Genomic DNA, 21680 nt, shown 5'->3' with positions numbered 1-21680 from the left:
ACCCGGGAATTAACCAAGATCATCGCGAGTCGGCGGGATGTTCCATCCTCGTCGCATGGCACTTCGATCACGTACACGCATCACCGCTGCGAGCAGTGGACCCGGCCGCGGGCCCGCGTCGGACGGGCGGGTCCGGTATCACCGTCGCGCCGGTCTCCGCCCGTCGCCGCCGGGAGACGAACTGCGCCGCCGAGCGGAACTCCTCTTCGGCGAACGAGCGGTGCGGCGGCTGGAGTCGGACCACGGGCCGCCGCAGGGGGAGGTGCGGGCGCCGGCCACGGCGACGCTCGACCCCGAACCAGCCGAATCCACGGGCCCGTTGGAGCCGCTGTCACCCGCCGGTCCCGCCCCTACTGGTGTACGGGAGCGGGTGGGCCTGGCGGTGCGGGAGCGGATGCCGGTGTGGTTGCAGACGCGGTGCGGGGTGGAGCGGCGGGGCGTCGTCGCGCTCACGGTGCTGCTCGTGGCCGCCGCCGTGTTCGCCGTCCAGCACTTCTGGGCCGGGCGGCCCGAACCCCTGAAAGCCCCTCAGGTGGTGCGTGCCGAGGCGCCGTACGCCAAGAGGGGCGAAGGGCAGGGGCAGAACGCGAAGACGGGTGCGGGCGTCGGGGCGAGTGCGGGGGTGAGCACGGGCGCCTCGGGGGCGCCGGGCGGGGAGATCGTCGTGGACGTCAGCGGCAAGGTGCGGGAACCGGGGATCCGGCGGCTGCCGGCCGGCTCCCGGGTGGCCGACGCGCTGCGGGCCGCCGGAGGGGTCCGTCCGGGCGTGAGCGTCGAGGGGCTCAACCGGGCCCGCTTCCTGGTCGACGGCGAACAGGTCGTCGTCGGCCTGCCCGCCTCGGCGGTGCTGCCCCCCGGTCCGGCGGGAGGTCCGGCCTCCGCGGCGGCGGGCGCGGTCCCCGCGGCCCCGGTCTCCCTCAACACGGCCACGGCGGACCAGCTCGACGCCCTGCCCGGGGTCGGCCCGGTGCTGGCCCGGCACATCGTCGACTACCGCACCCAGCACGGCGGTTTCCGCTCGGTGGACGAACTGCGCGAGGTCAACGGCATCGGCGACCGCCGCTTCCGCGACCTGCGCGAGCTGGTACGGCCATGAGCCGTGCGACCGGCACCGGGCCGCCCGGGACCACCGCGGGCCGTGGCCCTGAGGGGCGGGAGGCATCGCGCGAGGCGCGGGGGAGTTCGCGCGGCGACCGGGCGGGGCCCCTGGACCTGCGCCTCGTGCCGCCCGCACTCGCGGCCTGGGCCACGGCGGCCCTGACGCTGGACGCACCGGCCGGCTGGACCGCCGCGTCGGCAGGGGTCTGCCTGGCGGGCGGCGCCGCGCTGCTGTGGGCACGCGGGACCGGCGCTGTGGTGATGCCGAGGCGGTTCGCATGGGCCCGGGCCTCGGTCGCCGCCGTGCTGCTCTGCGTGGCCGCGGCCGCCGTCTCCGCCGGGCTGCACGGGGCCGACGTGCGGCGCGGGCCGGTGCCCGAGCTGGCCCGGCGGTTCGCGACCGTGACCGCCGAGATCGAGGTGAGCGGCGACCCCTGGCTCAGTCGGCCGAAGGTGCGCGGAGATCACACGGCACCCCTGGCGGTGCTGGCCCGCGCGGAGGTGCGCGGCGTCGAACGGAGCGACGGGACCCGGGTGCGGACCCGGAGCCCGGTGCTGCTGGTCGTCGACGCGGACGTCCCGGCACCGGAGAGGAGCGCCGGAGGAAGGAGCGGTGCGGCGGACGGCCCGGCGGAAGGGAGCGGGGTCTGCGGGGCGACCTCGGCGGCCGCCGCCCGGCGGGCCCAGGAGACGCGGGCCGCCTGGCTCGGGGTGCTGCCGTCCACGCGGCTCCGGCTGGGCGGACGGCTGGCGCCCGCGCTGACGGGCGGCGACCGGACCGCGGCCGTGCTGCGGGTGCGCGGGCAGCCGGGGCCGCGGATCGTCGCGGGGCCCAGTGGGCCACAGCGGCTGGCGGGCCGGCTCAGAGCCGGGCTGCGGGCGGCGACGGACGGCCTGCCGGAGGACGCGCGGGCGCTGCTGCCCGGGCTGGTCGTCGGGGACACCACGCGGATCACCCCCGAGCTGGACGAGGCGTTCAAGGAGACCGACCTGGCGCACACGCTCGCCGTGTCCGGCAGCAACCTCACCGTGCTGCTCGCGCTGCTCATCGGGCCGCCCGGACTGGCCCAGCGGGCCGAACGCCGCGGCCTGGCCCCGCGTCTGGGGCTCTCGCTGCGGGCGACCGCGCTCGCCGCCGGGGCGCTCACCCTGGGTTTCGTGGTCGTGTGCCGCCCCGACCCCAGTGTGCTGCGCGCCGCCGCCTGCGGCGCGCTCGCGCTGGTCGCACTGGCCACCGGGCGCCGCAGATCCCTGGTCCCGGCACTGGCCACGACCGTCCTGCTGCTGGTGCTCTACGACCCCTGGCTGGCCCGGAGTTACGGCTTCCTGCTCTCCGTGCTGGCCACCGGCGCGCTGCTCGTGCTGGCACCGGGCTGGAGCGAGGCGCTGCACCGGCGCGGGGTGCCGGCGAGGCTCGCGGAGGCGCTGGCGGCGGCCGCCGCGGCGCAGGCGGTGTGCGCGCCGGTCGTGGCGGTGCTGTCGGCCCGGGTGAGCCTCGTGGCGGTGCCGTGCAATCTGCTGGCCGAGGCGGCGGTGGCACCGGCGACCGTGCTGGGGTTCGCGGCGCTGCTGACGGCACCCGTGGCGATGCCGGTGGCCACGGCGCTGGCCTGGTGCGCGAGTTGGCCCGCGGGATGGATCGCCGGGGTCGCCCGGACCGGGGCGGCGCTGCCCGGCGCGGGCGTGGACTGGCCGGGGAGCTGGCCGGGGGCGCTGGCACTCGCGGCCGTCACCGTGGCCGTGGTCCTGGCCGGGCGGCGGTTGTCACGGCACCCGTGGTGGTGCGGGCTGCTCGGGCTGCTGCTCCTGCTGGCGGTGGTCCGGCCGGCACCGCTGACCCGGGTGCTCACGGGCTGGCCGCCGCCCGGCTGGCGCTTCGCGATGTGCGATGTCGGACAGGGCGACGCGACGGTGCTGGCGGCGGGGGACGGCGCCGGGGTGGTCGTGGACGCCGGACCGGATCCGGTGCCGGTGGACCGCTGTCTGCGACAGCTGGGCATCACACGGATCCCGCTGCTCGTCCTGACCCACTTCCACGCGGACCACGTCGCGGGACTGACCGGTGTGCTGCGGGGCCGCACGGTCGCCGCGATCGAGACCACCGGCTTGGAAGAGCCCGCCGACCAGGCCGAGTTCGTCAGGAAGGAGGCGGCGAGACGGCACATCCCGCTCATGCGGGCCGTGGCCGGGGAGGAGCGGCGCACCGGTCCGCTCGCCTGGCGGGTGCTGTGGCCCCCGCCGAGTGGCGGTGCGCCGCCGGACCCGGGGGTCCCCGGACAGCCGGGCACGATCGCGGGATGGGCGCCGGTGCCGGACGGGCCGAACGATGCCAGCGTGGCGATGCTGGTCCGCTCGGGCGGACTGCGGCTGCTGCTGCTCGGTGACCTCGAACCCCCGGCCCAGCAGGCGCTGTTGCGGTCCCCGCGGGCGGCGGAGCTGGCCGGTGTGGACGTGCTCAAGGTGGCCCATCACGGCTCGGCCTACCAGGACCCGGACCTGATCCGGCTCGCCGCGCCCCGGGTGGCCCTGATCTCCGCCGGGGCCGGCAACCCGTACGGCCACCCGGCACCGGCGACCCTGGCCGCGCTGCGGGCGGGCGGCGCGCTGGTGCTGCGCACCGACCGGGACGGCTCCCTCGCGGTCGGCGGGCCGGGAGGGCCGGGCGGTGAGGTGCGGGTGACGAGAGACTGAGCGCATGAACTCACGCCAGGCCGACGCCTACCTCCACCGGATCGGGGCCGGGCGCCCGCAGCGGCCCACCGGCGAGGCGCTGCGCGAGCTGCATCTGCGCCATCTGCGGACCGTTCCCTTCGAGAATCTCTCCGTCCACCTCGGCGAGGAGATCGCACTGGAGGAGGAACGGCTGCTGGACAAGGTGGTCGGGGCGCGCCGGGGCGGCTTCTGCTACGAACTGAACGGCGCCTTCGGCGCGCTGCTCACCGCCCTCGGCTACGAGGCCGAGCTGCTCGCGGCGCGGGTGTACGGGGACGAGGGGCGGCTCGGTGTCCCGTACGACCATCTCGCGCTGCGGGTGCGGACGGCCGAGGGGGACGTTTGGCTCGCCGACGTCGGGTTCGGGGCGCACAGCCACTTCCCGCTGCGGTTCGCCGAGCGTGGGGAGCAGGCCGACCCGGGCGGGCTGTTCCGCGTCGCGGAGGCGGGACCGGACGCGGCAGGGGTGCGCGGCGACGGCCCGGCGGGGTCCGGGGAGCCGGACCTGGACGTCGTACGGGACGGGGTGCCGCAGTACCGGCTGGAGACGCGGCCCCGGGTGCTCGCGGACTTCAAAGCCGGTGCCTGGTGGCACAGCACCTCGCCGCTGTCGCACTTCACCGGGTCGCTGGTCTGCTCACGGGTCGCCGGCGACGGAGGGCGGATCACGCTCAGCGGGCGGTCGCTGACCACGACGGACGCGGACGGTGCGCGCGGGACAAGGGAGTTGGGGACGGACGAGGAGGTGCTGGCGGCGTACCGGGAGTGGTTCGGGATCGAGCTGAGCTGTGTTCCGGCTGTGCGAAACCGGAACCTGAACCCCTGATTCGGATCAGTTCCGGCACATGGGCCGGATTCCAGCGATGTGGGCCCGTGTTGCCCCGAAAGCCGCACCAGTGATCGAATGGACCTTCGACAGCAGGTGATGTCGAGGCGTACAGGGGTGTCGTAGATGTTCGGCCGCTGGCTGGGTAACCGGACGAACCAGAAGGAACGGACGAGTCCCCTGGTGGCGGTGCGGACACCGCCGGGCGCCGGGGTGCTCAGCTGCCGGGTGGTCGATCCGGTCGACGAGCCGGTCGCGGGCGCCGAGTTCACGGTCAGCGACACCATGGGCCGCAAGGTCATGTGCGGCGGCACGGACCCCTACGGGACGTTCATGGCGACGGTGCCGGCGGGGGAGTACCGGCTCGCGCTGTCGGCCGAGGGCTACACGCCCTACCGGGCCACCGCGCTGGTCGGCGAGAACTCCCTCGCCTCGCTGGGCGACGTGACCCTCCAGGTGTCCCATCCGCCGGAGCCGCCCCCGCCGGGCGACTGGGAGATCGAGCCCATGCACTCCTCGATCGGGTTCACCGCGCGGCACATCGGACTGGCCCGGATCCACGGACAGTTCACCTCCTTCGCCGGGGCGGTGCGGATCGGCGAGCGGGTGGAGCGGTCGGCGATGCACGTCGTGATCGACGCCGCCTCCATCGACACGGGGGTGCGGATGCGGGACGACCATCTGCGGTCGGCGGACTTCCTCGACGTGCAGCGGTTCCCGGCCCTGGAGTTCTACAGCGAACGGTTCGTGCACAGGGGCGGCAGCCGGTGGGCGATCACCGGCGCGCTGTCGCTGCACGGGGTGACGCGCACGATCACGCTCGACACCGAGTACCTCGGCCTCGGCAACGGCATGGAGGGCGAGGTACGGGCCGCCTGCCGGGCCACCACCGAGCTGCACCGGGACGACTTCACGGTCAACTGGCAGTCCATGCTGGCGCGAGGCATCGCGGTGGTCGGTTCCAGCGTCCGGGTCGACCTCGACGTGCAGCTCGTGGCCAAGGGCTGACCGGGCCGTGGTCAACGGCTGACCTGGCGGTTTCGCCGCCCGGGGGTGCCGGAGAATGGGTGCGTGAGCGATGTGAGACACGTGCTGGTGCTGCCCGACCGGGAGGCCGCCGAGGAGGCGGCCGAGGCGCTCGGGGAGCGGTTCGGCCTGGCCGAGGAGCCCCAACTGGTCCGGGACGCCCTGGCCGGCGAGGACGACGCCGAGGACGCGCAGTGGCTGCTGGTCCTGCGCGACGAGGGCGAGCGGCTGGACCCCGCCGAACTGGACGCGTTCGCCGGGGAGTGGGACGGCTGGCGCGAGGAGCCCTGACCGCGCGAGCCGGCACCCGGATCCGGCCCCCGAGCCGGACCCCCGAGGCGGGCTCCGGGTCTGTTCAGGGACCGCTCAGGGTGCGCGGGCGGACTCGATGTCAGTGCCGCGTGGGATGCTGTAGGCGATGGCCAGGAAGACTGCGAATGACGACCCTCTCGCCCCGGTGACACTCGCCGTGGGCCAGGAGGACCTCCTGCTCGACCGTGCCGTGCAGGAGGTGGTGGCCGCCGCCAGGGCCGCCGACGCCGACACGGACGTACGCGACCTCACCCCGGACCAGTTGCAGCCCGGCACGCTCGCCGAGCTCACCAGTCCCTCGCTCTTCGCCGAGCGCAAAGTCGTGGTCGTACGCAACGCACAGGACCTTTCGGCCGACACGGTCAAGGACGTCAAGGCGTATCTCGGTTCGCCCGCCGAGGAGATCACCCTCGTGCTGCTGCACGCGGGCGCGGCCAAGGGCAAGGGCCTGCTGGACGCCGCGCGCAAGGCGGGGGCGCGGGAGGTGGCCTGCCCGAAGATGACCAAGCCGGCGGACCGGCTGGCGTTCGTGCGGCAGGAGTTCCGCGCGGCGGGCCGCTCGGCGACGCCCGAGGCGTGCCAGACGCTGTGCGACGCCATCGGCAGCGATCTGCGCGAGCTGGCCTCCGCGGTGTCGCAGCTGGTCGCCGACGTGGAGGGGACGATCGACGAGGCGGTCGTCGGGCGGTACTACACCGGCCGGGCCGAGGCCTCCAGCTTCACGGTCGCCGACCGGGCCGTGGAGGGGCGTACGGCGGAGGCGCTGGAGGCGCTGCGCTGGTCGCTGGCCACGGGGGTGGCGCCGGTGATGATCACCAGCGCGCTGGCCCAGGGCGTGCGGGCCATCGGAAAGCTGTCGTCCGCGCGCGGCGGGCGGCCGGCCGACCTGGCCCGTGAGCTGGGCATGCCGCCGTGGAAGATCGACCGGGTGCGGCAGCAGATGCGGGGGTGGACGCCGGACGGTGTCGCGGTGGCGCTCCGCGCCGTCGCCGAGGCCGACGCCGGAGTGAAGGGCGGAGGCGATGATCCTGAGTACGCGCTGGAGAAGGCGGTCGTGACCATCGCCCGGGCCGCTCGGTCGCGCGGGCGCGGATAGGCGGCACCGGGACACCGAAAACCCCGGTATCCGCCCTGGGGAAGGGAGAGATACCGGGGTCTGCGATTCAAGCTGGTGGATTCGCACCCGCGTGGCGAACGCAGGCCGCGTGCGAATCCGTGGATGCCGAAAGGGAGCGGATGAGAGAGGGCCCGCTCTGGGTCCGTCCGGCGGTCAGATCAAAGGGAGAGTTCAGCCCTTGAGGGTCGCGACCTTGGAAGCGAGCGCCGACTTCTTGTTGGCAGCCTGGTTCTTGTGGATGACGCCCTTCGAGACGGCCTTGTCGAGCGCACGCGCAGCGGCGCGCTGGAGCTCGGTGGCCTTCTCGACGTCACCCGCGGCAGCGGCCTCACGGGCCTTGCGGATCGCGGTCTTCAGGGAGGACTTGACGGCCTTGTTGCGCAGCCGCGCCTTCTCGTTGGTCTTGATCCGCTTGATCTGGGACTTGATGTTCGCCACGAAGGAGCCTTTTCAGGTTCTGGTGCGGGGCCGCTCGGGTCCCGTACCGGTGATCCAAAATTTCTCGGACGTGCCTCGCGCTGAGAGGGCATGAGGCACAGCCATCTACAGTACCAGCGGCCCAGCCGGCAGCCCAAAACGGTCCCCGGTCGCTCCCCGTGGGACCATGGAGACTACGTATCGATCCGACCCGAGGCATAAGGCGCCTCAAGAGACAGGACCCTGCGTGCCCGCGACCCCTAAGCATGTGCCCGAGCCGAGCCGTACCGCCCCGGCGCTGATCCGCAATTTCTGCATCATCGCGCACATCGACCACGGCAAGTCCACGCTCGCCGACCGGATGCTCCAGCTGACCGGTGTGGTCGAGCAGCGGCAGATGCGTGCTCAGTACCTCGACCGGATGGACATCGAGCGCGAGCGCGGCATCACGATCAAGTCCCAGGCGGTGCGTCTGCCCTGGGCCCCCACCGAGGGCCCCGATCAGGGCACGACCCACATCCTCAACATGATCGACACCCCGGGGCACGTCGACTTCACCTACGAGGTCTCGCGGTCGCTGGCCGCCTGCGAGGGGACCGTCCTCCTCGTCGACGCCGCCCAGGGCATCGAGGCGCAGACCCTCGCCAACCTCTACCTGGCGATGGAGAACGACCTCACGATCATCCCCGTGCTGAACAAGATCGACCTGCCGGCCGCCCAGCCGGAGAAGTTCGCCGAGGAGCTGGCGAACCTGGTCGGCTGCGACCCGTCCGACGTGCTGAAGGTCTCCGCCAAGACCGGCCTCGGCGTGGAGGCGCTGCTGGACAAGGTCGTCAAGGAGATCCCGGCCCCGGTCGGCGTCGCCGACGCCCCCGCCCGCGCGATGATCTTCGACTCGGTCTACGACTCCTACCGCGGCGTCGTGACGTACGTGCGTGTCATCGACGGTCAGCTCAACAAGCGTGAGCGGATCAAGATGATGTCCACCGGCGCCACCCACGAGCTGCTGGAGATCGGCGTCAGCTCGCCCGAGATGCTGCCGGCCGACGGCCTCGGCGTCGGCGAGGTGGGCTACCTCATCACCGGCGTGAAGGACGTCCGCCAGTCCAAGGTCGGTGACACCGTCACCAGCCAGCAGAAGGGCGCGACGGAAGCCCTCGGCGGCTACAAGGACCCGAAGCCGATGGTCTTCTCGGGCCTGTATCCGCTGGACGGTTCCGACTACCCCGAGCTGCGCGAGGCGCTGGACAAGCTCCAGCTCAACGACGCCGCGCTGGTCTACGAGCCGGAGACCTCCGCGGCCCTCGGCTTCGGCTTCCGCGTCGGCTTCCTCGGCCTGCTGCACCTGGACGTGATCCGCGAGCGGCTGGAGCGCGAGTTCGGCCTCGACCTGATCGCCACCGCCCCCAACGTGGTCTACCGCGTGGTCATGGAGGACGGCAGCGAGCACGTCGTCACCAACCCGAGCGAGTTCCCCGAAGGCAAGATCAACGAGGTGTACGAGCCGGTCGTGCGCGCCACCATCCTGGCGCCCACCGAGTTCATCGGCTCGATCATGGAGCTGTGCCAGACCCGGCGCGGCACCCTGCTCGGCATGGACTACCTCTCCGAGGACCGGGTCGAGATCCGCTACACGCTGCCGCTCGCGGAGATCGTCTTCGACTTCTTCGACCAGCTGAAGTCCAAGACCCGCGGCTACGCCTCCCTCGACTACGAGCCCACCGGCGAGCAGACGTCCAGCCTGGTCAAGGTCGACATCCTGCTGCACGGCGACAAGGTGGACGCCTTCTCGGCGATCACCCACAAGGACGCGGCGTACGCGTACGGCGTGCGGCTCGTGGCCAAGCTGCGCGAGCTGATCCCCCGGCAGGCCTTCGAGGTGCCCATCCAGGCCGCCATCGGCTCCCGGGTGATCGCCCGCGAGACCATCCGCGCCATCCGCAAGGACGTCCTCGCCAAGTGCTACGGCGGTGACATCTCCCGTAAGCGGAAGCTGCTGGAGAAGCAGAAGGAAGGCAAGAAGCGGATGAAGATGGTGGGTTCGGTGGAGGTTCCGCAGGAGGCCTTCATCGCCGTCCTGTCCAGTGATGACAGCGCGGGGTCGGCCAAGGGCAAGAAGTAACCACGGGTAACAACGGGTTGCGTCCGCAAACCGGGCATGAAGGGGCTCGTCGTACGAAAGTGCGGCGGGCCCCTACGCGCGCGTAACGTCGCTCTGCGTGGAACGTGCGGGGAAACAGACAGCCCGATGCCCCTTACGCAGCGGCCGGTCGCGGCTTACTCTGATCCCTGCTCGATAGTTACTCGCGAGTTAAACAACACGCGCGAACCCCACCGTGAGTCACCCCAGCCGCACTGAGCCAGCCGCACCGTCGCGGGCCCCGGAGGATGTCGTGAGCGACACACAGACCCTGATCGAGAACCGTCCGCCGTCCGTGGCGTCCCTCTTCCTGGAGCGCGTCGCGGCCACACCGGACGCCGAGGCCTACCGCTACCCGGTGCCGCCGTCCTCGGGCCAGGGCCCCGACGACTGGAAGTCGCTGAGCTGGGCGCAGGCGGCCGAGCGGGTGTACGCGATCGCGGCCGGACTCATCGAACTGGGCCTTCAGCCCGAGCAGCGGGTGGCCCTCGCGTCCTCCACCCGCGTCGAGTGGATCCTCTCCGACCTCGGCATCCTGTGCGCGGGCGGTGCGACGACCACGGTCTACCCGCAGACCAACGCCGACGAGTCGGCCTTCATCCTCTCCGACTCCGAGAGCCGGGTGCTCATCGCCGAGGACGCGGCGCAGGTCGCCAAGGCCGTCGAGAAGCGCGCCGAGCTGCCCGAGCTGACCAAGGTCGTCGTCATCGACCCGGCCGGCGTCGAGACGGACGACTGGGTGATCACCCTCGCCGAGCTGGAGCTGCGCGGCGCCGCCCATCTGGAGAAGCACCCCGAGCTGATCAAGGAGCGGGTCGGCGCGATCACCAGCGACCAGCTCGCCACCCTCATCTACACCTCCGGCACCACCGGCCGCCCCAAGGGCGTGCGCCTGCCGCACGACAACTGGTCGTACATGGCGAAGGCCATCGCCGCGACCGGCCTGGTCACCATCGACGACGTGCAGTACCTGTGGCTGCCGCTCGCGCACGTCTTCGGCAAGGTGCTCACCTCCGGACAGATCGAGGTCGGGCACGTCACCGCCGTGGACGGCCGGGTCGACAAGATCATCGAGAACCTTCCGGTGGTGCAGCCGACGTACATGGCGGCCGTGCCGCGCATCTTCGAGAAGGTCTACAACGGCGTCGCCGCCAAGGCCCGCGAGGGTGGCCCGGCCAAGTACAAGATCTTCCAGTGGGCCGCCGAGGTCTCCCGCGAGTACGCCAAGGTCACCCAGGACAACTTCCGCCGCACCGGCACCCACGCGGCGCCCTTCGCCCTCGCCGCCAAGCACAAGGTCGCCGACACCCTTGTCTACGCCAAGCTCCGCGAGGCCTTCGGCGGCCGGCTGCGCGCCTGTGTCTCCGGCGCCTCCGCGCTCGCGCCCGAGATCGGCTACTTCTTCGCCGGTGCCGGCATCCACATCCTGGAGGGCTACGGCCTCACCGAGTCCTCCGCCGCCTCCTTCGTCAACCCCGGCGAGGCCTACCGCACCGGCACGGTCGGCAAGCCGCTGCCCGGCACGGAGGTCCGCATCGCCGAGGACGGCGAGATCCTGCTGCGCGGCCCCGGCATCATGCAGGGCTACCACAAGCTGCCCGACAAGACCTCCGAGGTGCTGGAGTCCGACGGCTGGTTCCACACCGGCGACATCGGCGAGCTGTCCCCCGACGGCTACCTGCGCATCACCGACCGCAAGAAGGACCTCATCAAGACCTCCGGCGGCAAGTACGTCGCCCCGGCCGAGGTCGAGGGCCAGTTCAAGGGCGTGTGCCCGTACGTCTCCAACATCCTGGTGCACGGCGCCGACCGGAACTACTGCACCGCCCTCATCGCCCTCGACGAGATCGCGATCCTGGACTGGGCGAAGGCGAACGGGTTGGAGGGACGGTCGTACGCCGACATCGTCGCCGCGCCGCAGACGGTCGAGATGGTCGACGGGTACGTGCGGGAGCTCAACGCGGGGCTCCAGAAGTGGCAGACGATCAAGAAGTTCCGGCTGCTGCCGAGGGATCTCGACGTGGAGCACGGCGAGATCACGCCGAGCCTGAAGTTGAAGCGGCCGGTGGTGGAGAGGGAGTACAAGGCCCTCATCGACGAGATGTACGCCGGGACGAGGGAGAAGTAGCGCGTGGTTCCCCGTGCCCCGGGGAGTTTGCGCTCGACCTTGTTCAAAAGTGGCCCTCTTCTGGCCACTTCGATAACTGAGCGCTTCTGATCGCCCCCTGTCTGTCACCCTGGCCGCATGGACATGGCGGCCATACCCACGCAGCGGGAGAGCGGGCCACGGGCCAGGGAGGCACGGGGGCGGGCGGCGCTGCCCGGGAGTGCGCTGGCGCCCGGGGCGGCGCGGGCGCTGGTGCGGGCCGCGCTCGCCGGCGAGCCGGGCGTGGCGCCGCGGCTCGCCGACGACGCCATGGCCGTCGTCAGCGAGCTGGTCACCAACGCCGTCGTGCACGCCGGTACGGACGTCGAGGTCGAGTGGCGGCTGGAGGAGAGCGGCGCGCTCACCGTGGAGGTGTGCGACCGGCACCCCTCGCGCGCCCCGCGCGACCCCCTCGGCGGCGAGGCGCCGTACGACGCCCACGAGTACGGGCGCGGGCTGCGGCTGGTCGCCACCCTCGCCGAGTCCTGGGGCGTCACCTACCGCGTCGGCGCCAAGACCGTCTGGGCGCGGTTGCCCCCGGGCGGCGTCGGCGAGCCGGACGGACCGGCCCCGGGCGCCGCCCTGGCGGTCGCCGAGGAGCTGGCCCCGCAGCCGCTGCGGGCCGACGGTGGGGGCGAGTGGCTCGGGCGGGGCGCGCTGTCCTTCCTCGCCGAGGCCTCCGACCTGCTCGCCGGACAGCTGGACGAGTCCCTGGTCACCGCGCTCACCGGCCAGCTCATCGTGCCCCGGCTCGCCGACTGGTGTGCGGTGTGGCTGGAGGACGAGGCGAGCGCGCGCGGCGGCCTCGGCAGCGGACCCGCCCGGGTCTGGCACACCTGCGAGAGCCATGTCGAGGAGCTGCACCGCGCCCTGGAGAAGGAGCCGCCCGCCCCGCGCGAGGGGCTGCGCTCGGGCCCCGAGCCGTACCCCTGGCCCGGGGACGCGCTCGGCCCGCGCGGCGCCGAGGGCACGGCGCTGGCGTACCGGCTGATCGCGGGCGGCCGGCCGCTCGGCACGCTGGTCATCGGCCGCTCCGGCCCCGCCGCCTTCCCCGACGAGGTCACCGGGCTCGTGGAGGACCTGGGCCGCCGGGTGGCGCTCGCCATCGGCGCGGCCCGCCAGTACGCCCGCCAGGCCACCATCAGCGCCGTGCTCCAGCGCGGGCTGCTGCCCGGCGCGGTCGCCCAGATCCCCGGGATGAGCAGCGCGCTCGTGTACGAGCCGTGCGACAAGGGCGGCCCCAGCGGCGACTTCTACGACCTGTTCCCGGCGGGCGACGGCCGCTGGTGCTTCGCCATCGGCGACGTCCAGGGCAAGGGCCCCGAGGCGGCCGTCGTGATCGGCCTCGCCCGGCCCTGGCTGCGCCTGCTCGCCCGCGAGGGCTACCGGGTCGCCGACGTCCTCGACCGCCTCAACCAGCTCCTCCTGGACGACGCCACCGAGGCCGCCGACGCCGCCGCCCGCGCCCTGGTCGCGGTGGGCGGCCGCCCCGTGGCCCCCGTGGCCCCCGGGGACGGCCCGCAGACCCGCTTCCTCTCCCTCCTCTACGGCGAGCTGACGCCGCACGCGGACGGGGTCCGCTGCACCCTCGCCTCCGCCGGCCACCCGCTGCCGCTCGTCCTGTGCCCCGACGGCACGGTGCGCACGGCGGCCCGCCCGCAGACCCTGCTCGGCGTGATCGAGGACGAGACCTACACCAGCGAGACCCTCGACCTGCGGCCCGGCGACAGCCTGCTGTGCGTCACCGACGGGGTGACCGAGCGGCGCTCCGGCTCCCGCCAGTTCGACGACGGCGACGGACTCGCCCGCGCCCTGTCCGGCTGCGCGGGCCTGGACGCCGAGCTGATCGCGGAGACGATCCGCCGCCTGGTGCACGACTTCGGCGGCGGCCAGCCCGAGGACGATCTGGCGCTGCTCGTCCTCCAGGCGGAGTGACGCCCCGGGTGCTGGACAATGGGGACATGCCTTCCGCACTCCCCGACGGCGAGCCCGTCCCCGCCGACGGTGCGCTGCCCGCGCACGCGCTCGCCGGGGCCGCAGACCGCCCGCTCGGCTTCTACCTGCACGTGCCGTACTGCGCCACCCGCTGCGGCTACTGCGACTTCAACACCTACACCGCGACCGAGCTGCGCGGCACGGGCGGGGTGCTGGCGTCCCGTGACAACTACGCGCAGACGCTGACGGACGAGATCCGCCTCGCCCGCAAGGTGCTCGGCGACGACCCCCGGGAGGTCCGCACGGTCTTCGTCGGGGGCGGTACGCCGACGCTGCTGGCCGCCGACGATCTCGTCCGCATGCTGGGCGCGATCCGCGACGAGTTCGGCCTGGCGCCGGACGCGGAGGTGACGACGGAGGCGAACCCGGAGTCGGTCGACCCGGCCTATCTCGCGACCCTCCGCGAGGGCGGCTTCAACCGCATCTCCTTCGGCATGCAGAGCGCGAGGCAGCACGTGCTGAAGGTCCTGGACCGGACCCACACCCCCGGCCGCCCCGAGGCCTGCGTGGCGGAGGCGAGGGCGGCGGGCTTCGAGCACGTCAACCTCGACCTGATCTACGGCACGCCGGGCGAGAGCGACGACGACTGGCGGGCGTCGCTCCGGGCGGCGCTGGGCGCGGGCCCGGACCACATCAGCGCGTACGCCCTGATCGTGGAGGAGGGCACCCAGCTCGCCCGCCGGATCCGCCGGGGCGAGATCCCGATGACCGACGACGACGTCCACGCCGACCGCTATCTGATCGCCGAGGAACTGCTGTCCGCGGCGGGCTTCGACTGGTACGAGGTCTCCAACTGGGCCACCTCGCAAGCCGGGCGCTGCCTGCACAACGAGCTGTACTGGCGCGGCGCCGACTGGTGGGGCGCGGGCCCGGGGGCGCACTCGCACGTGGGCGGCGTGCGCTGGTGGAACGTCAAGCACCCGGGCGCCTACGCGGCGGCCCTGGCCTCCGGCCGCTCACCGGGCGCCGGGCGCGAGCTGCTCTCCGACGAGGACCGGCGGGTCGAGCGCGTCCTGCTGGAGCTGCGCCTGCGGGAGGGCGTACCGCTGTCCCTGCTGAGGCAGGAGGGGCTGGCGGCTTCCCGGCGCGCGCTGGGGGAGAGCCTCCTGGAGCCGGGGCCCTACGACGAGGGGCGCGCCGTGCTGACGCTGCGGGGGCGGTTGCTGGCGGACGCGGTGGTGCGGGACCTGGTCGACTGAGACCGCGCCGAGGCACGAGGCGCCCGCGTTCCGCTACGCGGGCGCCGTGACGAAGTCGATCAGCTCCTCCACCCGCCCCAGCAGCTCCGGCTCCAGGTCCTTGTAGGAGCCCACCCGCTTCAGGATCGCCTGCCACACCGCGCCGGTGTTGTCCGACGGCCAGCCCAGGGCGCGGCACACGCCCGTCTTCCAGTCCTGGCCGCGGGGGACCCGGGGCCACTCGGCGATGCCCAGGGCGGCCGGCTTCACGGCCTCCCAGATGTCGATGTACGGGTGGCCGACCACCAGCGCGTGCTCACTCGTCACGGACTCGGCGATGCGCCATTCCTTCGTGCCGGGGACCAGGTGGTCCACCAGGACGCCCAGGCGGGCGTCGGGCCCGGGAGCGAACTCCGCGACGACCGACGGCAGATCGTCCACGCCCTCCAGGTACTCCACCACCACGCCCTCGACGCGCAGGTCGTCGCCCCAGACCTTCTCGACCAGTTCGGCGTCGTGCCGGCCCTCGACGTAGATGCGCCCGGCGCGGGCCACGCGCGCGCGTGCGCCGGGGACGGCGACCGAGCCGGAGGCCGTACGGGTGGGCCGTACCGGACCGCGCGACGACGACGGCCGTACGAGCGTGACCACCCTGCCCTCCAGCAGGAAGCCGCGTGGCTCCAGCGGGAAGACGCGGTGCTTGCCGAAGCGGTCCTCCAGGGTCACCGTGCCCGCCTCGCAGCGGGTCACCGCCCCGCAGAACCCGGTGCCGGGCTCCTCCACCACCAGTCCCGGCTCCGCCGCCACCTCCGGCACGGGCGCGGACTTCTTCCACGGCGGGGTCAGATCGGCGGAGTACTGGCGCATTCGAGTGACGATAGGAGAAGTCGCGGACCAGCGCCTACGACACGCCGAAACGGGCCGCCAGTCGATCGCGCTGCCGTCGTACGAACGCCGCGTCCACCACCGCTCCGTGACCCGGCACGTACAGAGCGTCCGCACCGCCCAGCGCCAGCAGCCGGTCGAGCGCGGCGGGCCAGTGGGACGGGACCGCGTCCGGGCCCGCCTGGGGTTCGCCGGACTCCTCGACCAGGTCGCCGCAGAAGACCACCTCACGGTCGCCGGGGACCAGGACCGCCAGGTCGTTCGCGGTGTGGCCGGGGCCCACGTTGGCCAGCAGGACCTGGCGGCCGGCGCCCAGGTCCAGGGTCCACTCGCCCGACACCTGGTGGGCGGGCGGGACCAGCGCGTCCGTCGCCTCGTCGGCGTCGGCGACCGGCAGGCCGTTCCTGATCGCGTCCAGGCGCAGTTCCTCCCGCTCGTGGGCGAACACCGCGTCCACCCCCACCGCCGCGTACACCCGCGCCCCGGCGAACGCCGGGACCCCGAAGACATGGTCGAAATGGGGGTGGGTGAGCGCGAGATGGGTCACACGGCGGCCGGCCAGTTCCTCGGCCTGCCCCCGCAGCCGCGCGCCTTCGGTCAGACTCGACCCGGCGTCCACCAAGAGCGCCGCACCCTCGCCGAGGACCAGCCCCACCGTGCAGTCCCAGCCCGGCAGCCGGCACCGCCCGACCCCGGCGGCCAGCCGTTCCCACCCCAGCTCTTCCCAAGTCACGGTCATACCGCGACGCTAGCCGTACGACGCGTGGCGAGCGCACCGACCTTGCCCCGGGTGTACCGGACAGCCGTACACTGGGGCCGGGAAAGGGCTGGCACTCGTATGGGAAGAGTGCCAGGAGGCCGACCCCGACGGACGAGCGGGGCGAGGGGACGACGTGCTGGAGGTGCGCGCGCATGCTGAGTGAACGCAGGCTCCAGGTGCTGCGCGCGATCGTCCAGGACTACGTCGGGACCGAGGAGCCGGTCGGCTCCAAGGCGCTGACCGAGCGGCACAACCTCGGGGTCTCCCCGGCGACCGTCCGCAACGACATGGCGGCCCTGGAGGACGAGGGCTTCATCGCGCAGCCGCACACCAGCGCCGGGCGGATTCCGACCGACAAGGGCTACCGGCTGTTCGTCGACAAGCTCGCCGGTGTCAAGCCGATGACGGCTCCGGAACGGCGGGCCATCCAGAACTTCCTGGAGGGCGCCGTCGATCTCGACGACGTCGTGGCCCGTACCGTACGGCTGCTCGCGCAGCTCACGCGGCAGGTCGCCGTCGTGCAGTACCCGTCCCTGACCCGGTCCACCGTCCGCCACGTCGAGCTGCTCTCGCTCGCGCCCGCGCGCGTGATGCTCGTGCTGATCACGGACACCGGCCGGGTCGAGCAGCGGATGGTCGACTGTCCGGCGCCGTTCGGCGAGGCCTCGCTGGCGGATCTGCGGGCGCGGCTCAACAGCCGGGTCGCGGGGCGCCGGTTCACGGACGTGCCGACGCTGGTCGAGGATCTTCCGGACGCCTTCGATCCGGAGGACCGCGGTACGGTCTCCACGGTGCTCTCCACTCTTCTGGAGACACTCGTGGAGGAGAACGAGGAGCGGCTGATGATCGGCGGCACCGCCAATCTCACCCGCTTCGGACATGACTTTCCCCTCACGATCCGGCCCGTCCTGGAGGCCCTTGAGGAGCAGGTCGTGCTCCTCAAACTCCTTGGCGAGGCGAAGGATCCGGGCGTGACCGTGCGTATCGGTCACGAGAACGCACACGAGGGACTCAACTCCACGTCCGTCGTGTCGGTGGGCTACGGTTCGGGCGGCGAGGCGGTTGCCAAGCTCGGCGTGGTCGGACCGACCCGCATGGACTACCCGGGAACGATGGGAGCGGTACGCGCAGTGGCACGGTACGTCGGACAGATCCTGGCGGAGTCGTAAGTGGCCACGGACTACTACGCCGTTCTCGGCGTGCGCCGCGACGCGTCGCAGGATGAGATCAAGAAGGCGTTCCGTCGGCTCGCGCGCGAGCTGCACCCGGACGTCAACCCCGATCCGAAGACCCAGGAGCGGTTCAAGGAGATCAACGCCGCTTACGAGGTGCTGTCGGACCCGCAGAAGAAGCAGGTCTACGACCTCGGCGGCGACCCGCTCTCGCAGAGCGGCGGCGCGGGCGCGGGCGGCTTCGGCGCCGGTGGCTTCGGCAACTTCTCCGACATCATGGACGCGTTCTTCGGCACGGCGTCGCAGCGCGGGCCGCGCTCGCGCACCCGGCGCGGCCAGGACGCGATGATCCGCATCGAGGTCGAGCTGGACGAGGCGGCCTTCGGGACCACCAAGGACATCCAGGTCGACACGGCGGTCGTCTGCAACACCTGCAACGGCGAGGGCGCGGCGCCCGGTACGACCGCCCAGACGTGTGACATGTGCCGCGGCCGCGGCGAGGTCTCGCAGGTCACCCGGTCCTTCCTGGGTCAGGTCATGACCTCGCGCCCCTGCCCCCAGTGCCAGGGTTTCGGGACCGTTGTGCCGACCCCGTGCCCGGAGTGCGCGGGCGACGGCCGGGTCCGCTCCCGGCGCACGCTGACCGTCAAGATCCCGGCCGGTGTCGACAACGGCACCCGGATCCAGCTCGCCGGCGAGGGCGAGGTCGGCCCCGGCGGCGGTCCGGCCGGCGACCTGTACGTCGAGATCCACGAGCTGCCCCACTCGACCTTCCAGCGGCGCGGCGACGACCTGCACTGCACGGTCACGATCCCGATGACCGCGGCCGCGCTCGGCACCAAGGTGCCGCTGGAGACCCTGGACGGCATGGAGGAGGTCGACATCCGGCCGGGCACCCAGTCCGGCCAGTCGATCCCGCTGCATGGCCGCGGTGTCACGCATCTGCGCGGCGGCGGCCGGGGTGACCTGATCGTGCATGTCGAGGTCATGACCCCGACCAAGCTGGACCCCGAGCAGGAGCGACTGCTGCGCGAGCTGGCCAAGCTGCGCGGCGAGGAGCGTCCGCAGGGACAGTTCCAGCCGGGTCAGCAGGGGCTGTTCTCGCGGCTGAAGGACGCGTTCAACGGGCGCTGAGCCCCGGGGGACCAGGGGTGTACGGGGTGCTCGGACGACCCGTATGCCCCTGTCCTATGCCGTGGGAAGCCCGGATTCGGACTTGTTCGGAGGACGTGACAACATGCGGTCATGTCCTCCGCGCTGACCGATCTCCTCCCCCACCCGATCGTGCAGGCCCCCATGGCGGGCGGCGTCTCCGTCCCGCAGCTCGTCGCCGCCGTCTCCGAGGCCGGCGGCCTCGGGTTCCTCGCCGCCGGTTACAAGACCGCCGACGGGATGTACCAGGAGATCAAACAGCTGCGGGGGCTGACGAGCCGCCCCTTCGGCGTGAACGTGTTCCTGCCGCAGCCCGAGCTGTCCGAATCGGGCGCCGTGGAGGTCTACGCGCATCAGCTGGCCGGCGAGGCCGCCTGGTACGAGACCGAGCTGGGCGACCCCGACAGCGGCCGGGACGACGGCTACGACGCCAAGCTCGCCGTACTCCTCGACAACCCGGTGCCGGTGGTCTCGTTCCACTTCGGCGTGCCGGGCCGGGACGTGCTCGACCGGCTGCGCCGGGCCGGCACCCTCACCCTGGTCACCGCCACCACCGCCGAGGAGGCACGCGCGGTCGAGCGGGCCGGGGCGGACGCGGTGATCGCGCAGGGCGTGGAGGCGGGCGGCCACCAGGGCACGCACCGGGACCTGCCCGAGAACGACGGCTCCGGCATCGGTCTGCTGTCGCTGGTCGCGCAGATCCGGGAGGCCGTGAGCCTGCCGGTCGTCGCCGCCGGCGGCATCATGCGCGGCGGTCAGATCGCCGCCGTCCTCGCGGCCGGCGCCAGCGCGGCCCAGCTCGGCACCGCGTTCCTCGCCACCCCCGAGTCCGGCGCCCACACCCTGCACAAGCGGGCGCTGACCGACCCCCTGTACGCGCGCACCGAGCTGACCCGCGCGTTCTCGGGCCGCCCGGCGCGCGTACTGGTCAACCGCTTCGTGCGCGAGCACGGCCCCTACGCCCCCGCCGCCTACCCCGAGGTCAACCACCTGACCTCGCCACTGCGCAAGGCCGCCGCCCGGGCCGGGGACGCGCAGGGCATGTCGTTGTTCGCGGGCCAGGGCCACCGGCTGGCCCGGGAACTGCCCGCCGGAGAGCTGGTGGAGGTGCTGGCGGCCGAACTCGCCGCCGCCCGGACAGCGTTGTCGGCCGGAGGTGACGCGCGATGACCGCACCCGTCTTCGTCGTGGACCGACTCGACCTGGCCGGACCGGAGTTCGTGCTCGACGGACCCGAGGGACGGCACGCCGTGTCCGTGAAGCGGCTGCGGTCCGGCGAGGACGTGGTCCTCACCGACGGGCGCGGCCGCTGGGCCGAGGGCGTCGTCAAGGCGGCCGAGGGCAAGGACCGGCTCGTGGTGGACGTGGCGTCGGTCCACGAGGAGCCGCCGGCCGTCCCCCGCATCACCGTCGTCCAGGCCCTGCCGAAGGGCGACCGGGGCGAGGTCGCCGTGGAGACGATGACCGAGGTCGGCGTCGACGCGATCGTGCCCTGGCAGGCGTCGCGCTGCATCACCCAGTGGAAGGGCGAGCGCGGCCTGAAGGCGCTCGGCAAGTGGCGGGCGACCGCGCGCGAGGCCGGCAAGCAGTCGCGCCGGGTCCGCTTCCCGGAGGTCGCGGACGCGGCGACCACCAAGCAGGTGTGCGCACTGCTGGCCACCGCCGACTTCGCCGCCGTCCTCCACGAGAGCGGCGAGGAACGTCTCGCCACCGCCGAACTCCCCGCCGGGGGCGACATCGTGCTGGTCGTCGGCCCCGAAGGAGGCGTCTCCCCCGAGGAGTTGGCACTCTTCGCGCAGGCCGGTGCGCGGCCGTACGTCCTCGGGCCCACCGTGCTGCGCACATCCACCGCCGGCACCGCCGCCGCGGCCCTGCTGCTGGGCCGCACCGGCCGCTGGTCCTGACACACCTGGGGGACACCGTGGAACTCGCCCAAGTCCGGCTCCTGGTCACCGACTTCGCCGCCTGCTACCACTTCTACGCCGACGTCCTCGGCCTGAAGCCGCAGTCCGGCGCGACCGAGGGCCCGTACGAGAAGTTCAGCCCGCACACCGGTTCCGCCGGGATCGCCCTCCAGGACCGGGCGATGATGGCCGAGGTCCTGGACGAGCTGGGCGACACCGTCAACGGCCACCGCTCCCTGGTGGTGCTGCGCGTGGACGACCTCGACGCCTACTGCGCGCGGATCACCGCCCGCGGCGGGACGGTGATCCACGGCCCGGCCCCCATGACCGACCGCATGCGCGTGGCCCACCTCAAGGACCCGGAGGGCAACCTGGTGGAGCTCCAGGAGTGGCTGCTGCTGCGAGGCTGACGACGACGCCGGGCAGCAGCGCCCACCCGTCCACCTCGCCGCCCGTGGCCTCCCGGCGCCGCACCGCGTCCACGAACGCCCGTACGACGCCGGGCTCGTGCAGATTGACGGCGTTCCCGTGGCGGTCGGCGACGAGACCGGAGTGCCCGTAGGCGCCACCCGTGCCCGGGAAGACGATCCGGACCGGCGTCCTGTCCCGGTACAGCGTCAGCACCTCCTGGCAGAGGCCGCCGTCCCGGTGCCGGTGCCGGACCGTCCACCCCCACACGGCTGCGTCCGGCAGCACGAGCCGCCTCAGCCTGCGTTCACTGCGCACCCGGCCACACTACGTTCGCCGCGCGCGGCACCGGACGGGCAGGTCCGGCACTCCGAACGGGTGAGTGGCCGTATGCCGCCTTCCCCCGGGGACGGGACGGTGGCACTCTGCCCT

General features: G+C 73.1%; 19 protein-coding genes. 15 read left to right on the top strand and 4 right to left on the bottom strand.

From position 1 onward, the window contains the following. Positions 1–55 precede the first annotated feature (55 nt). The 6 genes from AC4OXY_RS19455 (at position 56) to holA (ending at position 7070) form a co-directional block, all read left to right on the top strand. Positions 56–1096, top strand: a complete 1041-nt coding sequence (locus AC4OXY_RS19455) for a ComEA family DNA-binding protein (RefSeq protein WP_491994302.1) — start codon at positions 56–58, stop codon at positions 1094–1096. Continuing rightward, positions 1093–3789 carry a ComEC/Rec2 family competence protein gene (locus AC4OXY_RS19450; protein WP_491994301.1) on the top strand — a complete coding sequence of 899 codons (2697 nt, stop codon included), beginning with the start codon at positions 1093–1095 and terminating at the stop codon, positions 3787–3789. The genes AC4OXY_RS19455 and AC4OXY_RS19450 overlap by 4 nt, the downstream gene beginning before the upstream one ends. Before the next feature lie 4 nt (positions 3790–3793). Beyond that, on the top strand, positions 3794–4636 hold the full coding sequence (locus AC4OXY_RS19445; RefSeq protein WP_491994300.1) for an arylamine N-acetyltransferase family protein: 843 nt from the start codon (positions 3794–3796) through the stop codon (positions 4634–4636). 126 nt (positions 4637–4762) lie between these two features. Beyond that, the gene (locus AC4OXY_RS19440) at positions 4763–5644 is read left to right on the top strand and encodes a YceI family protein (RefSeq protein WP_402063094.1); all 882 of its coding nucleotides are present in this window, start codon (positions 4763–4765) and stop codon (positions 5642–5644) included. A 63-nt stretch (positions 5645–5707) separates the two neighbouring features. Beyond that, positions 5708–5953: a hypothetical protein gene (locus AC4OXY_RS19435; RefSeq protein ID WP_356037538.1), complete on the top strand. Its 246-nt coding sequence runs from the start codon at positions 5708–5710 to the stop codon at positions 5951–5953. 127 nt (positions 5954–6080) lie between these two features. Then, positions 6081–7070: a DNA polymerase III subunit delta gene (holA, locus tag AC4OXY_RS19430; RefSeq protein ID WP_402063092.1), complete on the top strand. Its 990-nt coding sequence runs from the start codon at positions 6081–6083 to the stop codon at positions 7068–7070. A 192-nt stretch (positions 7071–7262) separates the two neighbouring features. Here the strand turns inward: holA and rpsT are convergent, their stop codons facing one another. Continuing rightward, a complete protein-coding gene (gene rpsT / locus AC4OXY_RS19425) occupies positions 7263–7529 on the bottom strand; it encodes a 30S ribosomal protein S20 (RefSeq protein ID WP_061922887.1) in 267 nt (88 codons plus the stop codon). A gap of 226 nt (positions 7530–7755) precedes the next feature. On the opposite strand from rpsT, the gene lepA reads away from it, so the two are divergent. From lepA to hemW, 4 genes are all read left to right on the top strand, one after another. Next, entirely contained in the window at positions 7756–9630 is a 1875-nt protein-coding gene (gene lepA / locus AC4OXY_RS19420; RefSeq protein WP_376285439.1) for a translation elongation factor 4, read from the top strand. Between the two features lie 271 nt (positions 9631–9901). Then, positions 9902–11776 carry an AMP-dependent synthetase/ligase gene (locus tag AC4OXY_RS19415; protein WP_491994299.1) on the top strand — a complete coding sequence of 625 codons (1875 nt, stop codon included), beginning with the start codon at positions 9902–9904 and terminating at the stop codon, positions 11774–11776. Between the two features lie 123 nt (positions 11777–11899). Next, the gene (locus AC4OXY_RS19410; RefSeq protein ID WP_491994618.1) at positions 11900–13729 is read left to right on the top strand and encodes a SpoIIE family protein phosphatase; all 1830 of its coding nucleotides are present in this window, start codon (positions 11900–11902) and stop codon (positions 13727–13729) included. A 26-nt stretch (positions 13730–13755) separates the two neighbouring features. Further along, on the top strand, positions 13756–14988 hold the full coding sequence (gene hemW / locus AC4OXY_RS19405) for a radical SAM family heme chaperone HemW (protein ID WP_356030842.1): 1233 nt from the start codon (positions 13756–13758) through the stop codon (positions 14986–14988). Positions 14989–15021: 33 nt separating this feature from the next. Here the strand turns inward: hemW and AC4OXY_RS19400 are convergent, their stop codons facing one another. Together AC4OXY_RS19400 and AC4OXY_RS19395 are read right to left on the bottom strand one after the other, a co-directional pair. Next, on the bottom strand, positions 15022–15834 hold the full coding sequence (locus AC4OXY_RS19400) for a DUF3097 domain-containing protein (protein ID WP_491994298.1): 813 nt from the start codon (positions 15832–15834) through the stop codon (positions 15022–15024). Between the two features lie 34 nt (positions 15835–15868). Then, a complete protein-coding gene (locus AC4OXY_RS19395) occupies positions 15869–16591 on the bottom strand; it encodes an MBL fold metallo-hydrolase (RefSeq protein ID WP_356030845.1) in 723 nt (240 codons plus the stop codon). Positions 16592–16764: 173 nt separating this feature from the next. On the opposite strand from AC4OXY_RS19395, the gene hrcA reads away from it, so the two are divergent. The 5 genes from hrcA (at position 16765) to AC4OXY_RS19370 (ending at position 21250) form a co-directional block, all read left to right on the top strand. Beyond that, positions 16765–17781, top strand: coding sequence for a heat-inducible transcriptional repressor HrcA (hrcA, locus tag AC4OXY_RS19390; protein ID WP_356030847.1), 1017 nt, complete (start codon positions 16765–16767; stop codon positions 17779–17781). Next, positions 17782–18918, top strand: a complete 1137-nt coding sequence (dnaJ, locus tag AC4OXY_RS19385) for a molecular chaperone DnaJ (RefSeq protein ID WP_356030849.1) — start codon at positions 17782–17784, stop codon at positions 18916–18918. It abuts the gene before it with no gap. Between the two features lie 111 nt (positions 18919–19029). Then, positions 19030–20106: a nitronate monooxygenase gene (locus tag AC4OXY_RS19380; protein WP_402063089.1), complete on the top strand. Its 1077-nt coding sequence runs from the start codon at positions 19030–19032 to the stop codon at positions 20104–20106. Next, positions 20103–20840, top strand: a complete 738-nt coding sequence (locus tag AC4OXY_RS19375) for a 16S rRNA (uracil(1498)-N(3))-methyltransferase (RefSeq protein WP_362823198.1) — start codon at positions 20103–20105, stop codon at positions 20838–20840. Before AC4OXY_RS19380 ends, AC4OXY_RS19375 begins: the two co-directional genes overlap by 4 nt. 17 nt (positions 20841–20857) lie before the next feature. Next, the gene (locus AC4OXY_RS19370) at positions 20858–21250 is read left to right on the top strand and encodes a VOC family protein (protein WP_402063088.1); all 393 of its coding nucleotides are present in this window, start codon (positions 20858–20860) and stop codon (positions 21248–21250) included. Here AC4OXY_RS19370 and AC4OXY_RS19365 read toward each other — a convergent pair. Continuing rightward, a complete protein-coding gene (locus AC4OXY_RS19365; protein WP_356030854.1) occupies positions 21192–21566 on the bottom strand; it encodes a hypothetical protein in 375 nt (124 codons plus the stop codon). The two genes, AC4OXY_RS19370 and AC4OXY_RS19365, sit on opposite strands and share 59 nt — an antisense overlap. Positions 21567–21680: the final 114 nt, after the last annotated feature.

The sequence above is a fragment of the Streptomyces sp. HUAS MG56 genome, from assembly GCF_058673395.1.
This window is presented reverse-complemented; position numbering and strand designations above follow the sequence as displayed.

Bases quoted from the DNA above. Each gene is read 5' to 3' on its own strand.
- AC4OXY_RS19455 (WP_491994302.1), top strand. From the start codon at position 56: ATGGCACTTCGATCACGTACACGCATCACCGCTGCGAGCAGTGGACCC.
- AC4OXY_RS19450 (WP_491994301.1), top strand. From the start codon at position 1,093: ATGAGCCGTGCGACCGGCACCGGGCCGCCCGGGACCACCGCGGGCCGT.
- AC4OXY_RS19445 (WP_491994300.1), top strand. From the start codon at position 3,794: ATGAACTCACGCCAGGCCGACGCCTACCTCCACCGGATCGGGGCCGGG.
- AC4OXY_RS19440 (WP_402063094.1), top strand. From the start codon at position 4,763: ATGTTCGGCCGCTGGCTGGGTAACCGGACGAACCAGAAGGAACGGACG.
- holA (WP_402063092.1), top strand. From the start codon at position 6,081: ATGGCCAGGAAGACTGCGAATGACGACCCTCTCGCCCCGGTGACACTC.
- AC4OXY_RS19410 (WP_491994618.1), top strand. From the start codon at position 11,900: ATGGCGGCCATACCCACGCAGCGGGAGAGCGGGCCACGGGCCAGGGAG.
- hemW (WP_356030842.1), top strand. From the start codon at position 13,756: ATGCCTTCCGCACTCCCCGACGGCGAGCCCGTCCCCGCCGACGGTGCG.
- AC4OXY_RS19400 (WP_491994298.1), bottom strand. From the start codon at position 15,834: ATGCGCCAGTACTCCGCCGATCTGACCCCGCCGTGGAAGAAGTCCGCG.
- AC4OXY_RS19395 (WP_356030845.1), bottom strand. From the start codon at position 16,591: ATGACCGTGACTTGGGAAGAGCTGGGGTGGGAACGGCTGGCCGCCGGG.
- hrcA (WP_356030847.1), top strand. From the start codon at position 16,765: ATGCTGAGTGAACGCAGGCTCCAGGTGCTGCGCGCGATCGTCCAGGAC.
- AC4OXY_RS19380 (WP_402063089.1), top strand. From the start codon at position 19,030: ATGTCCTCCGCGCTGACCGATCTCCTCCCCCACCCGATCGTGCAGGCC.
- AC4OXY_RS19375 (WP_362823198.1), top strand. From the start codon at position 20,103: ATGACCGCACCCGTCTTCGTCGTGGACCGACTCGACCTGGCCGGACCG.